The sequence below is a fragment of the Novosphingobium sp. Chol11 genome, assembly GCF_945870625.1.
Classification (GTDB): domain Bacteria; phylum Pseudomonadota; class Alphaproteobacteria; order Sphingomonadales; family Sphingomonadaceae; genus Novosphingobium.
Map to the genome: position 1 here is coordinate 1 of NZ_CAMBTS010000090.1, position 13,441 is coordinate 13,441.

The following is a 13,441-nucleotide window of genomic DNA, read 5'->3' on the forward strand; positions in this document are numbered from 1 at the left end:
TTCGCCGCTGACTTCAAAAAGCAAGAGGCTGCTTCGCTCCGCATAGCCGGAGGCTACGCTACGCAGCCCCTTGCTTCACCCGCGCTCTCGCGCAACAACGATCCCGAGGCTCTAGTCGCAACTGGATGACGGTTGGGGGTCACGTCACCGGTCAAGCACCGAACCGAGCTCGGCTGGTGCCGCAAAACTGGGTGCAACTTCCGCAAAAATGACGATGTTGATATGGATCGTGCGCAGCGCCTGCCATTCGGCAAGACGATCAAAAAGTTTCGGTCGCCCTTGCTGGAACATGGCAATCAACACATTGGTATCAAGTATCACACCTCGGGCCCGTCCCCGCGGATCCAGCGCTGGTACTCAAGGCCATCCATCCCGTCGAACGGGTCTTGAAGCTTGAACTCGGCGCGCACCTCGTTCAGCCGGTTCAGTCAGTCCGCCTTCTTCTTCTCGATGGATGTACGGTCGTCTGACCGCAGGATGCGGGCGTTCCCTTCGGCATCCAGCTCGAATTCCACAGCCTGCCCCGGCGCAAGGCCGAGCGCATCACGAATGTCCTTGGGTACGGTGACTTGGCCTTTGGAGGTCATGTTAGACTGGTAATACATAAAATAGGTAATACCAAGCTCACCCAAAAACGTCAAACGGTTGGATTGGTGCCAGTCGGCGCCAAAGCGACCATTATGGTCACAAACGGAACTTCAATCTTTTGGATGAAACAGCAGGCCATTGAACAGGAGAATGGACGATCGCATCCACCCGCAGCGCTGCAGTCTCATTATCAATGCGGACACCAAGGTAGTCGCCCTCTTTTGGAAGTGCGACAAACTCCCATCGTCCAAGTTCTTTCGCCGGCTCTCGAAGCTCGAGAGTGGCGATAACCATTACCACCACTTCGCCGGACGCGCCGTAAACCCGGCGCGCGCTTCGATCGCCAGCCCAGCGTTGAGCACCCCCTGCTCGTCGAACGGACGGCCGATCAATTGGAGCCCTAACGGCAGGCCTTCGCGGCCGAGCCCGGCGGGCACCGACATCGCAGGCAGGCCCGCCAGCGAGGCAGGCACCGCGAACACGTCGTTAAGGTACATCGCCAGCGGATCGCTGACCATTTCGCCAAGGCCGAACGCGGCGGTCGGCGCGGTGGGGGCCAGGATCACGTCTACAGTCTGGAACGCCGCATTGAAATCGCGGCTGATCAGGGTGCGGACCTTCTGCGCCTGCGTGTAATAAGCATCATAGAACCCGGCCGAGAGCACGTAAGTGCCGATCAGGATGCGCCGCTTGACTTCTGCGCCAAAGCCTGCCGCGCGGGTCGCGGCGTACATGTCCTGCAGCCCCGCACCCTCGGGCAGATCGCGCAGTCCGAAGCGCACGCCATCATAGCGCGCGAGGTTGGACGAGGCTTCGGCAGGGGCGATGATGTAATACGCCGGAAGCGCATATTTGGTGTGTGGCAGCGTGATATCGACGATCTCGGCGCCTGCGTCCTTCAGCCAGGCAATGCCCTGATCCCACGAATGCGCGACATCGGCGTCCATCCCGTCCATGCGGTATTCGCGCGGGATGCCGACCTTCTTGCCGCGCAGATCGCCCGAAAGCGCGGTTTCCCATGCGGGCACAGGCAGATCGAGGCTGGTCGAATCCTTGGCATCGAACCCCGCCATGGCTTCGAGCATGATCGCGCAGTCGCGCACATCGCGCGCCATCGGTCCCGCCTGATCGAGGCTGGAGGCGAACGCCACAATGCCCCAGCGCGAGCAGCGGCCGTACGTGGGCTTGATGCCCGAAATGCCGGTGAAAGCGGCAGGCTGGCGGATCGATCCGCCGGTGTCGGTGCCGGTGGCAGCAGGCGCGAGGCGCGCCGATACGGCGGCGGAAGAGCCGCCCGACGAGCCGCCAGGTGCAATCGGCGCGGTGTCACCATTGCGCCGCCACGGCGAGATCACATTGCCGAATGCGCTGGTTTCATTGGACGAACCCATCGCGAACTGATCGAGATTGAGCTTGCCCAGCATGCCAGCGCCCGCATCCCACAGCTTCTGGCTGACGGTCGATTCGTAAGGCGGCACAAACCCTTCGAGGATGTGGCTGGCAGCCGTGGTCGCGGTGCCCTTGGTCGCGAACAGGTCCTTCATGCCGATGGGCACGCCCGCCATCTTGCCCAGCGGCTTGCCCCCGGCGCGGTCTGCATCCACCCGCGCGGCGGCTTCGAGCGCGGCTTCGGGAGTCGTCAGGATAAAAGCGTTAAGTGCCTCTTGTGCCGCTGCTATTGCAGCGTTGAACGCGCTTGCCACTTCGCCTGCGGTAAAGTCGCCGCCTGCCACACCGTCGCGGATCGCGGCCACGCCAAGATCGGTTAGCTCGGTCATTATTCGATCACCTTGGGCACACCGAAAAACCCATGCTGCGCTGCGGGCGCATTGGCCAGTACGGCATCGCGGATGCCGCCGCCGGTCAGCGGATCAGCGCCGACCACGTCATCGCGCAGGCGCTGGTGATTGGGGATGACCGCCGTCATCGGCTCGATCCCGGTCACATCCACTTCGCCCAATTGTTCGATCCACGCGAGTATGCCGTTCAATTCGGGCACCATTGCGGAAAGCTCGGCATCGGTGATCTTGATGCGGGCCAGCGAGGCGATTTTCGCCACGGTGGCAGTGTCGACGGACATGCCGTTTCCTTTCGCCAGAAGTTGCAGCCAGAGTTCTGGTCAAATCAAATAAAAAGAATAGACCCTCGCGCTAGCAGCGCGCGGAGTGCCCTTCAAGCAGGCGCGATCATTACGGCGGGCCGCCGACGCCTTCGGGCATGCCCGGTGCGGGAGGAGCGCCAGCGCCGCCGCGCAACTGTTGTTGCATTTGCTGAATGGCGCGCCGCTGCTGTTCGATCTCGGCCTGATTGCGGAAATCGAGCAGTTCGACATCGAACACCAGATCGCTGTTGGCCGGGATCGCCACTTCGCCGGTGCTCTGGTTCTTTTGCTCCTGCGCGCCGTAAGCCATCGCCGCGGGGATGGTCAGCTTGTATTTGCCGCCGCGCTGCATCTTCTGCAGCCCCTGGCTGAAGCCCGGGATCACGCCGGCGACCGGCATGGCCACTTTCTCGCCAGAATCGAATTGCTTGCCGTTGGTGAGATGGCCCGCATAGTTGACCAGAACCACATCACCCATCCCCGGATTGGGGCCTTCGCCGGCCTTGACCGTCTGCACGGTCAGGCCCTGATAGCGGGCCGCCCACGCAATCCCGACGCCGATCAGCAGCGCCAGAACAACGCCAATCCACAACCGGGTAATCGCGCCCTTGCCGACAGGTTGCAGCGCGACGCGGGTGATCTCCGACATGTACTTCCCCTATTTGGCCGCCTTGCTAAGCCGCCCTTCTCAATGGTTTGGTGCGTGTTCGCCCGGCAAAACAAAGGGCGCCGGATGAGCGGCGCCCTTTTGGCCCAGCAGGGCGCGAACGGCAAGACATGATCGGGCGGGAACGATCCCGCCGTTGCACTTACTTGCCGCCGTCACGCTCCTCGCGCTTGCGCTCCATCTTCCGCGCGCGGCGGACGGCAGCAGCCTTCTCGCGGGCGCGCTTTTCCGATGGCTTTTCAAAGTGGCGGCGCAGCTTCATCTCGCGGTACACGCCCTCGCGCTGCAGCTTCTTCTTGAGCGCACGGAGAGCCTGATCGACATTGTTGTCGCGAACGAGAATTTGCATAAACCGCGATACCTCATAAACTGTGGGCGAGAGCCCGCACACGCGGGGATCACCGAAAATTTCAGAAACAAAACACCGCCGAATCCGCGATGGACTGGCTGCAAGCTGCGCCCGATACTGATTCTGGGCTCAGATAGCAAGCAAAGTCGTGCAATTCGCGCCCTTCGCAGGTAAAGGCGCGGCCATGAACTCATCCATAACCTTTCAGGCCAGCGCGCTGGTTGCTCTCGGTGGAGCGCTTGGCGCGTGGCTGCGCTTTGCAACCACGCAGGCTTGGGCCGCGATCCTCGGTCCCGCCCGTGCTGCGGCATTCCCATGGGCCACTCTGACAGCAAACATGCTGGGCAGCATTGCGATGGGCGTGCTGGTCGGCTGGCTGGCGCGCCAAGGCGGCGGCGAGGCTTGGCGTTTGCTGCTGGGCGTTGGCGTGCTCGGCGGGTTCACCACATTTTCTTCTTTTGCGCTCGAAGTGGTTATGCTGGCGCAGCGCGGCGCGATGGGCAGCGCTGTGCTCTATGTGGCGGTTTCGCTGGTGGGCGGGTTGGCCGGTCTGTTTGGCGCGCTGATGCTGATGCGGGGGGCGTCATGAGCGCCGCCAAAGATGGATCGGACGAGGTCCGCCAGTTCACCGTGACCAAAGACGATGACGACGTGCGGCTTGATCGCTGGTTCAAGCGCAACATGCCGGAGGTGAGCTTTGCCACCGTCTCGCGCTGGGCCAGGACCGGGCAACTGCGCGTGGATGGCAAGCGCGCCGATGTTGATACGCGAATCGAAAAGGGCCAGGTTTTGCGCGTACCGCCCGGCGGCAACCTGCCCTTGTCCGGCGGGGGCAAAGGCAGCGTGCGCAAGCCATTGACCGAGGCGCAGATCGCGATGGCCGAGGCCATGGTCCTGCAGCAAGACCGCGCGGCGATCGTGCTGAACAAGCCCCCGGGGCTGGCGACACAAGGCGGCAGCGGGACTTATGAACACGTCGACGGGCTGCTCGATGCCTTTGCCGGCGAAAAGGACCCGCGCCCGCGACTTGTCCACCGGCTGGACAAGGATACCTCGGGCGTGCTGCTCATTGCGCGGACCCCCGGCAGCGCGGCGTTCTTTTCGAGGCGCTTTTCCGGGCGCACCGCGCGCAAGATCTACTGGGCGCTGGTGGCAGGCGTGCCTGCTATCGAGGACGGGCTGATCGAACTGCCGCTCGCCAAGCAACCGGGCACGGGCGGCGAGAAGATGATGGTCGACGAAAGCGAGCACGGGATGGCGGCGCGCACGCGCTACCGCGTGATCGATCAGGCGGGAGGGCGCACTGCATGGGTCGAGTTGCAGCCGCTGACCGGCCGAACCCACCAACTGCGCGTGCATATGGCCGCGATTGGTCATCCGATCGTGGGGGATGGCAAATATGGCGGCCCCGAGGCGTTCCTCACCGGCAGCATCAGCCGCAAGATGCATCTTCATGCCCGGCGGCTGCGGATCGAGCATCCCGAGGGCGATCTGCTCGATGTCACGGCGCCGCTGCCTGAACATTTTGCCGCGAGCATGGCGCAGCTTGGCTTCACCGAGGCGGACGGCGATCTGCCGCTCGAACCCATCAAGCTGATTCCCGAAAAGACGATCGAGAAGCGCGCAGCCAAGGCCTATGCCAAGGAATACCGCAAGGAGCGCCGGGGCGAGCGGCGCAAGCGCGCCGACGGACCGCCCAGCGGCCGCAGCGCTCCGCAGGGGCGCTCTGAAGTGAAGAAGGGCCCCGGAAGCAAGGGGCCTAGCAAGGCTCCAAGCGGCAAGGCTCCCGCCCGTGCCGTAACCAGCCGGAGCGCGCCCGAACGCACGGCCACTGAACGCTCCGCCGCCGAGCGCGCGGCCCCCGGTAGCAAGCCCGCACGCCGCGCGCCTGCTGGCAGAACCGGCGGCATCAAGCCCCCGGCAGGCAAAGCGCCGCCGCGCAGCCCGAGGGCCTGATGCATCCGAACTCGGCCTTCAAAAAAGAGGATCGTGCGCTGTTCGAGGCGCTGATCACCGAGATTGGTTTCGGCATGGTGTTCTTCACGACGCCGGACGGCCCGCGCGTCGCGCATGTGCCGCTGCTGCTTACCGAGGCAGGCACGCTGCGCTTCCACCTCGCGCTGGGCAATGCGCTGACCCGGCATTTGGACGGGGTGCAGGCATTGGCGGTGGTCAACGGGCCGGATGGCTATATCTCGGCGCGCTGGTATGCCGATCCCGATCAGGTGCCGACGTGGAACTATATCGCGCTGGAGATGGAAGGGCCGGTGCGCCGCATGGATCGCGCCGAGCTGCTTGCGCTGCTGGGCGACGTCTCGGCGCACCACGAAGCGCGGGTGGCGCAAGGCAGCCCGTGGACCATGGACAAGATGGACCTGAACAAGCGCGAACGGATGATGGACATGATCGTAGGCTTCGAACTAACTGTTCAGGCATGGCGGCCCACCTTGAAACTCTCGCAGAACAAGTCGCATGAAGAACGCGCGCGTCTGATCGAAGGGTTGAAGGCGCAGGGCACCGATGCGGTTGCCGCGCTGATGGAGCGCTTCGGGTCATGATCCAGCGGCAACAAAACGCAAGATTGGCCATTTTTGATTGCGATGGCACGCTGGTTGATAGTCAGGCCGATATCTGCGCGGCGATGGATGCCGCGTTCGTTGCCGCTGGACTGCAACCGCCCGAGCGCAATGACGTGCGCCGCATGGTCGGGCTGTCACTGCCCGAGGTGATGCGGCGGTTGCATCCCGCTGGCGCAGGTGCCGAGCAAAACGCGCTTGCCGAGCATTACAAAGACGCCTTTCGCGCTCGCCGGGCGGCGGGCATGGTCGGCGAGCCTCTTTATGATGGCATTGCCGCGCTGATCGAAGAACTGGCGCTGGCCGGTTGGCTGCTGGGCGTGGCCACTGGCAAGAGCGACCGGGGCCTCGCCCATTGCCTAGAGGCGCATGGGCTGAGCGGCCACTTCGTCACCCTGCAGACCGCCGATCGCCACCCTTCCAAGCCGCATCCCGGGATGATCGAGGCCTGCCTCTCCGCCACAGGTGCCGCGCGCGAGGCGGCGGTGATGATCGGCGACACTACTTATGACATGGCCATGGCGAACAATGCCGGGGTGCGCGCAATCGGGGTCGATTGGGGCTACCATCATCCGAACGAACTGGTCGAGGCCGGGGCCGAAGCCGTGGCCGGATCGATGGGTGAGCTGCGCCTGTTGCTGCGGGGGATGGAATGAGCGCCGAACGCGATCCTGCGGCGGCGCGCTTTGCGGTGCTGCAACTGGTGCGCCTGTCGGGCGCGGCGCTGCTGCTGCTCGGGGTGCTGCTGCTATCGGGCAAAGTGCCATGGTTGCCGCGATTGCCCGAGGCGGTCGGCTATGTTCTTGTTGCGGTCGGCATTGCCGAATTCTTCATCGTGCCGCTTTTTCTGACCAGACGCTGGCGGAGTTGACCGGTTGAAACGGTTTTACAAGGCAGTGTCGGTGGGAACGGCAGATCGCGGCTATCAAGTGCTGCTCGATGGGCGCGCGGTGAAGACAGTGGGCGCAAGGCCCCAAGTCGCGCCGACGCTTGCTCTGGCCGAAGCAATGGCGGCGGAATGGGCAGAGCAGGGCGAGGAACTCTCCACCGCCGCGTTTCTGCTGCGCGATCTGGCTGACTTTGCCATCGATGTGGTGGCCCCGGATCGCCCCCGCGCGATTGCCGAACTGCTGCCTTATTCCGAGACGGACACGTTGTGTTACCGCGCCGAACCGGACGAGCCGCTGGCGGCGCGTCAGCGCGAAGTATGGGAGCCGCTGCTGCAGCAGGCGGAGGCGCGGTTTGGCGTGCGGTTTGTGCGCGTGGCAGGGATCATCCATCGCCCGCAGCCGGCCGAGACCCGCGCGCGTTTGGCTGCGGAACTGGAGGTTCGCGATGCCTTCGCGCTCGCGGCGCTGCGCAATACCGCGGCATTGACCGCTTCGCTCATCCTTGGGCTTGCCGCGCTGGAACCGGCGGCAGAGCTCGACACGCTGTGGGCGGCATCCAATCTCGAAGAAAACTGGCAGATCGAGCAATGGGGCGAGGATCATCAGGCCGCAGCGCGGCAGGAGCGACGCCGCGCTGCCTATATCGCGGCCGCCCGGTTTGCGGCGCTGGCGCGGGAAAGCGGCCCGGCCTGATAATAGGCCCGATGGCAAGGATACAAGCCCCTGGCCGGTGCACGGCGCTTGTCCCCTTATTGCGCATTTAACGGGGGCCTATGCATTGACGGCGCTTGGCGTTTCGCCGAACCGCCGGTAGGACGACAATGGGCAGGGGCACTCGGGAGCGGGTGAGTCCAATTTCCTTGGCTGGATACGCACAAAAATGAGTGTGCCGGCAAATCAGATTGGCCAGAGCAACCGCTTTTTGCCGAGGGAGTATAGCATGGCGGATTATGTCAATCGGCTATTTTTTCGATGAAGTTCAGCGATCTTCGTGTTGCGCTGTTAAGCGGAAACTATAATTACACGCTAGATGGGGCCAATGTGGCGCTCAATCGGCTGGTCGGCTATTTGCTGGAGCAGGGAGCGGCCGTTCGGATCTATTCTCCCACGGTTGACAAGCCAGCATTCCCCGCAACCGGTGATCTTGTCGGCGTTGCCGCGCTGCCTATCCCGGGGCGATCGGATTACCGGCTGGCCTATGGGATGAGCCGCCGGATCAAGCGCGATCTCGACGAATTTGCGCCCAATATCATGCATATATCTGCGCCGGAAGCTTTGGGGCATGCTGGCGCTGCTTATGCGCGGCAGCATGATCTGCCGACCATCGCTTCGGTCCACACCCGCTTTGACACGTATTTGCGATATTACCGGCTGGGTTTTCTCGAACCGTCGATCACTTCGGTCTTGCGACGATTCTATAGCAGCCTCGATGCGATTGTCGCCCCATCGCAATCGATGGTGGATATTCTGCGCGAACAGAAAATGCATCACGACATTGGCATTTGGGGCAGCGGGGTGGACTATGACGTGTTCAACCCGTCGGCGCTGTCGCTCGAATGGCGCCAGTCATTGGGGATTGCCGACGATGAAGTCGTCGTCGGGTTTTTTGGACGGCTGGTCCTTGAAAAAGGCATCGCCGTGTTCTGTGATACCATCGATGAACTGACGCGGCGCGGCGTCAAGCTGCGCGTGCTGGTGGTAGGAGATGGGCCGGCGCGGCATTGGTTTGAAAGCCGCCTGCCGCAGGCCATTTTTGTTGGTTTCAAAAGCGGCCCGGCGCTGCCGCGCGCGCTGGCCTCGATGGATATTCTGCTCAATCCAAGCGTGACCGAAACCTTTGGCATCGTCACGCTGGAGGCGATGTCCTGCGGCGTGCCCGTTGTAGGGGCCGACGCGCCCGGCACATCCAGCCTGATCATCGATCAGGTCAACGGGCGGCTTATTCAAGCAGGCAATATCAAAGGCTTTGCCGATGCCGTCGCCTTTTATGCCGCGAATCCCGGCGAACGCGCCGCCGCTGGCGCTGCTGGCACATTGTGCGCTGCCAAATGCAGTTGGGACGCCGCCAATCGCGCGCTTGCGGAAAACTATATCCGTGTGATTGAACACCATGCTGCCCTTCTGGCCGAACGATCGTTTGGCCATGCCGCCGAATGATTGAGGCGAAATGATTTCTGTCTGCGGGGGCGCTGCATGGGCTGGCTTTCGCTGCGCCAATGTCGCAGTTAGAACGGTTTCCGGGGGGGATATTCATGAATGGGGATAGCTACGCGCTGCGCAAACCAAGCCTGATATCGCGGGCATTGAAACGCGCGATTGTGGGGATTTATCGCCAGCAGGGCTGGAAAGCGGTGGGTACGCCCCCTCCAAGCGGTCGCTATGTGCTGGTGGCCGCGCCGCACACATCGAATTGGGATTTCGTTTATTTCCTCGGATTGGTCAACGAACTGCGGATTGATGCGCAGTTCATGGCCAAAGACAGCCTGTTTCGCTGGCCGATGGGCGGGTTCATGCGCGATATGGGCGGAATTTCGATTGATCGCTCGGCGCGGCGCAACGTGGTTGAAGCGATGATCGCCGAATTTGCCCGTCGCGATCGGTTTGTGCTGACGATTGCACCTGAGGGCACGCGCAGCAAAGTGGCGCAGTGGCGCACCGGGTTCTACAACATCGCTGTCGGCTCTGGTGTGCCGATCGTTGTCGGGTTGATGGATTATGGCACCCGCACCGGCGGGCTTGGGCCGACGATCATGCCAACGGGGGACTACAAGGCCGACATGCTGAAAATTGCCGAGGTCTATCGCAGCGTAACCCCGCGCCATCCCGAACGCGGGATCACAGATTTTACCGAGTTGATGGATGGTTGAAGCATTAGTTAAGGCGCTGTCGATCAATGCCGCGATCCTTTGCGCGGCGATGCTGCTGCTGTGGGCGATTGCGGCGCGGATCAAGGATGTCAGCTTTATCGATGCGGTATGGGGCGGCGCGATGGCGGCGCTTGGCGTCTTGGCATGGTTGCAACTGGCCGAGCGCGGCACCCGCGCCTCATTGATCGCGGGAATGGCGCTGCTGTGGGGCGCGAGGCTGGCCTGGCATCTGTACACACGCTGGATGCAACATGGCGAGGATCGCCGCTATGCGCGCATGCTCGGCAAGGCCAAGCGCGAAGGGCGCTATGGCAGAGCAGCGGCGGGCGTGTTCGGCGGGCAGGCGGTCTTGCTTTATATCACCTGCCTGCCTGCGCAAATGGGCGTGCTGGCGAGCGGGGCTGCGCCCATCGGGCCGCTGGCGAGCATCGGCGCGGCGCTTTGGCTGATGGGCTTTGCGTTCGAAACCGTCGGCGACTATCAACTGACGCGGTTTCGCGCTGATCCCGCCAATGCCGGCAAAGTGCTCAGCACCGGGCTGTGGCGCTATACCCGCCATCCCAACTACTTCGGCGATGCCTGCGTGTGGTGGGGCATCTGGCTCGCTGCAGCCGAGGCTGGCTGGTTGACCGCGTTGATGTCGTTGGTAGGCCCGCTGTTCCTGACCTTTACGCTCACCCGTTGGTCGGGCAAGCCGCTGCTGGAAAAACGCATGGACGAGCGGCGCCCGGACTACGCCGACTATGTTCGCCGCACATCGGGGTTCATCCCGTGGCCGCCGGCGCAGTAACTTATCCGCCGACGAGCTCAGTGCGGTTCTCGTGCGGCACCTCGCGGGCATCTGCAGCGCGCAGGTAAGCCTCCAGCGCTTCAAGGTCGACCGCGCCGGTGATCGCTTCGGGCTTGCCGGCAAAGCCGGTGAATCCGTCGCCGCCCGAAGCCAGAAAGCTGTTGATCGTGACCCGGAAACGCGCCGCCGGATCGAGCTGCGCGCCATTCAATCTGAGCGACACGACCCGGTTGCCGGGCGCGCGGGTTCGATCAAAGCGAAACACCAGGCCGGCCGAGGGAGCCAGCACCTGTTCCGGACGGGTGCCATCAAGACCTTGCTCCAGCACGGCCTTGATCTCGGCCCCGGTCATGGTCTTGGTGATCAGGCGATTGCCAAACGGCTGCGCCAGATAAATGCTGCCGAACGAGACCGACCCATCTGCGGCGGGCACAATCGCCGCGCGATTGCCGAACGGATTGGTAAACGCGATTTGCGCGCCCGCACGGCGTGTGGCGGCCAGTTGGGCATCGGCGATCAGATTGCCGAGCGTCCCGCCCGTGCTCGCCAATGCTCCCTCACCCCGGCTTGCAGGACCGGAAAGTTTGCCTACCGGGCGCGTTGCCAGCTCTTTGGCGGCATCGGCATAAGTCTTTACATAAGCCGCAATATCGGCGCGCGGAGCAAATTGGGGGAACAAGGGCGTGACCGCAACCGATCCGCGCGCCGAATTGAAAGGTTCGGATTGCACGATCACGTTGCGCGCGCGGCGGGCCACCACCCGGTGCGCCGCCGGATCGATTGTCAGCGTGATATCGGTGATTTCCCGGCCATAGAATCCTGCGCTCGTCAGCAGCATTGGCCGCGCCGGATCCCGCCCCGGGTAGTCGCAGATATAGTCCCAGTGCGTATGGCCCGAGACGACGACATCGACCCCCGGTTCGAGCGCATCGAGAATCGGCCGGATGCCACCTGCCAGCCCGGCGCAGCCTTGCGGATCGGGCGCGCCCGTCGTTTTGCCGCCCTCGTGGATGACCAAAACAATCGCATCTGCGCCTGCGGCTTTCAGGCGCGGTACCTCGGCGTTGATGGTGGTGGCTTCGTCGGCAAAGGTCAGCCCGGCGATCCGGACGGCGTCGACCAGCTCCGCCGTCCCTTTCAACGTGAGCCCGATCACGCCAACCGTCACCTTTTGCGTGCCTTTGCCAAATGTGCGCAAGGCGCTGGCGGGGAACAAAGTCTGGCCGCCGGGCAGGCGGGTGGTTGCGGCAAGATAGCGGAACTTGGCCCCTTTGAACTGTTCGATCTGGCACGGCTGCTTGCTGGTGAGTTTGGCGCAACCGCCGTTCTGCATGCGCTGCAACTCCTCGCGGCCACGGTCGAATTCGTGGTTGCCCACCGCGTTGAAATCGAGCCCGAGCCGGTTCATCACGCCGATCGTCGGTTCGTCGAGATAAAGCGAGGAGGCCAACGGTGAAGCGCTGATCATGTCCCCCGCCGAAACGGTGAGATGATGCGCATACTTCGCGCGGATCGAATCGAGCGCGGAGGCAAACCAAGCCGCGCCGCCTGCCGGAACTAGCACCGTGCCGCCGTTGCCATCGGGCGTGGCCACTGGCTGGCGCGGAGGTTCCAGATTCCCATGGAAATCGTTGAAGGCGGCGATCCCGATTTCGACAGGTTGCGCAGCTGAGCGCGGGCCGTTTCCGGCCATCGGCGCGGCGCAGGCGGAGAGCAGCAGCGCGAGCAGGGCTGCGCTGAGCAAAGCAGTGCGCTTGTGCGCCTTGCAAAAAAAATACTTTTTATCAATTTCAGTCGCTTGCATCATATCCTCACGCGATTCCGTCGCACATGCGAACGTTGCTTCGGTTCGCTCGATTGAAACTGGCATCGCGAGTTCTTAAACGGGATTCGCGATCCTTTGGGGACAGGGCTCAATCATGCCACGCCAGCACAACGATATCGAGACCGAACGTGAGCGACTGGTGCGGATTGCCTGCGCGCTGATCGAAGAGCGCGGGGGTCAAGCGCTGAACATGGCGGATGTCGCGGCGCGGGCAGGCATTGGCGCTCCGCAATTGAGCCGCTTTTTCGAATGCAAGGAAAGCCTGCTCGAAGCGATCGCGGAATACTGGTTCCGGCCCAAGGTCGCGGTGATGGAAGAGGTGATCGCGAGCGACCTGCCCGCGCGGCGCAAGATGTATGAATTCTTCGCGCGCCGCTTTGTGATCATGCGCGATGCCTATCTGCGCGATCCGATTGCTTTCAAAATGTACGTCCAGCTGGGCGATGAGTATTTCGAGCAAGTGCGCAGCTACGTCGATCTCGCCGATCACTATCAAGGCGTGATCATTGGCGAAGCGATGGGCGAAGGCTACTTTGCGGGGCTGGAGATCGATGAAACGATCAGCCTGGTCAACCAGATGGTTGCGCCATATTGCTCCATTCCGCTGATGATGCAGGCGGTGGAACGGCTGAATGAGGACAAGCTGGCGCGGATCATCGATGCGATGTTCGATGGGCTTTCCGCGCAAGACCGGGGGGCGAAGGGCCTCGCCGGACTGCGCGCGGCTTAAGCCAGTCCTCCCTCAGACCGCGCACCAGTCGCCGCGCCGGCCTCGCCAAGGCTCGGCC

The 13,441-nt window shown here is 63.1% G+C and carries 18 protein-coding genes; 10 read left to right on the plus strand and 8 right to left on the minus strand.

The genetic code is table 11. The annotated features are described in order from the left end of the window. Positions 1-144 precede the first annotated feature (144 nt). From Q0O40_RS12655 to rpsU, 7 genes are all read right to left on the minus strand, one after another. Positions 145-321 carry a PIN domain-containing protein gene (locus Q0O40_RS12655; RefSeq protein WP_295530370.1) on the minus strand — a complete coding sequence of 59 codons (177 nt, stop codon included), beginning with the start codon at positions 319-321 and terminating at the stop codon, positions 145-147. A 107-nt stretch (positions 322-428) separates the two neighbouring features. Continuing rightward, positions 429-605 (minus strand): AbrB/MazE/SpoVT family DNA-binding domain-containing protein, encoded by a 177-nt coding sequence (locus Q0O40_RS12660; protein ID WP_295530373.1) that lies wholly within the window; start codon positions 603-605, stop codon positions 429-431. Between the two features lie 79 nt (positions 606-684). Next, positions 685-882: a hypothetical protein gene (locus Q0O40_RS12665; protein ID WP_295530376.1), complete on the minus strand. Its 198-nt coding sequence runs from the start codon at positions 880-882 to the stop codon at positions 685-687. Continuing rightward, complete coding sequence (gene gatA / locus Q0O40_RS12670; protein ID WP_295530379.1) at positions 882-2,366, minus strand: Asp-tRNA(Asn)/Glu-tRNA(Gln) amidotransferase subunit GatA; 1,485 nt, start codon at positions 2,364-2,366, stop codon at positions 882-884. Before gatA ends, Q0O40_RS12665 begins: the two co-directional genes overlap by 1 nt. Continuing rightward, a complete protein-coding gene (gene gatC / locus Q0O40_RS12675; protein WP_295530382.1) occupies positions 2,366-2,668 on the minus strand; it encodes an Asp-tRNA(Asn)/Glu-tRNA(Gln) amidotransferase subunit GatC in 303 nt (100 codons plus the stop codon). Before gatC ends, gatA begins: the two co-directional genes overlap by 1 nt. 109 nt (positions 2,669-2,777) lie before the next feature. Beyond that, positions 2,778-3,338 (minus strand): FKBP-type peptidyl-prolyl cis-trans isomerase, encoded by a 561-nt coding sequence (locus tag Q0O40_RS12680; protein ID WP_295530384.1) that lies wholly within the window; start codon positions 3,336-3,338, stop codon positions 2,778-2,780. 160 nt (positions 3,339-3,498) lie between these two features. Continuing rightward, complete coding sequence (rpsU, locus tag Q0O40_RS12685) at positions 3,499-3,705, minus strand: 30S ribosomal protein S21 (protein ID WP_295530387.1); 207 nt, start codon at positions 3,703-3,705, stop codon at positions 3,499-3,501. Positions 3,706-3,889: 184 nt separating this feature from the next. Here rpsU and crcB point away from each other — a divergent pair, with 184 nt between their 5' ends. From crcB to Q0O40_RS12730, 9 genes are all read left to right on the plus strand, one after another. Continuing rightward, positions 3,890-4,294 carry a fluoride efflux transporter CrcB gene (gene crcB / locus Q0O40_RS12690; protein ID WP_295530390.1) on the plus strand — a complete coding sequence of 135 codons (405 nt, stop codon included), beginning with the start codon at positions 3,890-3,892 and terminating at the stop codon, positions 4,292-4,294. Beyond that, entirely contained in the window at positions 4,291-5,661 is a 1,371-nt protein-coding gene (locus tag Q0O40_RS12695; protein WP_295530393.1) for an RluA family pseudouridine synthase, read from the plus strand. Before crcB ends, Q0O40_RS12695 begins: the two co-directional genes overlap by 4 nt. Next, positions 5,661-6,263, plus strand: coding sequence for an FMN-binding negative transcriptional regulator (locus Q0O40_RS12700; RefSeq protein ID WP_295530396.1), 603 nt, complete (start codon positions 5,661-5,663; stop codon positions 6,261-6,263). Before Q0O40_RS12695 ends, Q0O40_RS12700 begins: the two co-directional genes overlap by 1 nt. Then, entirely contained in the window at positions 6,260-6,937 is a 678-nt protein-coding gene (locus tag Q0O40_RS12705; RefSeq protein WP_295530398.1) for an HAD-IA family hydrolase, read from the plus strand. Before Q0O40_RS12700 ends, Q0O40_RS12705 begins: the two co-directional genes overlap by 4 nt. Next, positions 6,934-7,152, plus strand: a complete 219-nt coding sequence (locus Q0O40_RS12710; RefSeq protein ID WP_295530401.1) for a hypothetical protein — start codon at positions 6,934-6,936, stop codon at positions 7,150-7,152. The genes Q0O40_RS12705 and Q0O40_RS12710 overlap by 4 nt, the downstream gene beginning before the upstream one ends. A gap of 4 nt (positions 7,153-7,156) precedes the next feature. After that, positions 7,157-7,864 carry an ATP12 family protein gene (locus tag Q0O40_RS12715; RefSeq protein ID WP_295530404.1) on the plus strand — a complete coding sequence of 236 codons (708 nt, stop codon included), beginning with the start codon at positions 7,157-7,159 and terminating at the stop codon, positions 7,862-7,864. A gap of 279 nt (positions 7,865-8,143) precedes the next feature. Further along, on the plus strand, positions 8,144-9,328 hold the full coding sequence (locus Q0O40_RS12720) for a glycosyltransferase family 1 protein (RefSeq protein WP_295530407.1): 1,185 nt from the start codon (positions 8,144-8,146) through the stop codon (positions 9,326-9,328). A 95-nt stretch (positions 9,329-9,423) separates the two neighbouring features. Further along, entirely contained in the window at positions 9,424-10,038 is a 615-nt protein-coding gene (locus tag Q0O40_RS12725; RefSeq protein ID WP_295530410.1) for a lysophospholipid acyltransferase family protein, read from the plus strand. Next, entirely contained in the window at positions 10,031-10,828 is a 798-nt protein-coding gene (locus tag Q0O40_RS12730; RefSeq protein WP_295530413.1) for a DUF1295 domain-containing protein, read from the plus strand. The genes Q0O40_RS12725 and Q0O40_RS12730 overlap by 8 nt, the downstream gene beginning before the upstream one ends. A gap of 1 nt (position 10,829) precedes the next feature. Here Q0O40_RS12730 and Q0O40_RS12735 read toward each other — a convergent pair whose 3' ends face one another. Further along, positions 10,830-12,572 carry a bifunctional UDP-sugar hydrolase/5'-nucleotidase gene (locus Q0O40_RS12735; RefSeq protein WP_367183750.1) on the minus strand — a complete coding sequence of 581 codons (1,743 nt, stop codon included), beginning with the start codon at positions 12,570-12,572 and terminating at the stop codon, positions 10,830-10,832. Positions 12,573-12,747: 175 nt separating this feature from the next. Between Q0O40_RS12735 and Q0O40_RS12740 the strand changes: the two genes are divergently transcribed. Beyond that, a complete protein-coding gene (locus Q0O40_RS12740; protein ID WP_295530416.1) occupies positions 12,748-13,383 on the plus strand; it encodes a TetR/AcrR family transcriptional regulator in 636 nt (211 codons plus the stop codon). The last annotated feature ends 58 nt before the right edge of the window (positions 13,384-13,441 follow it).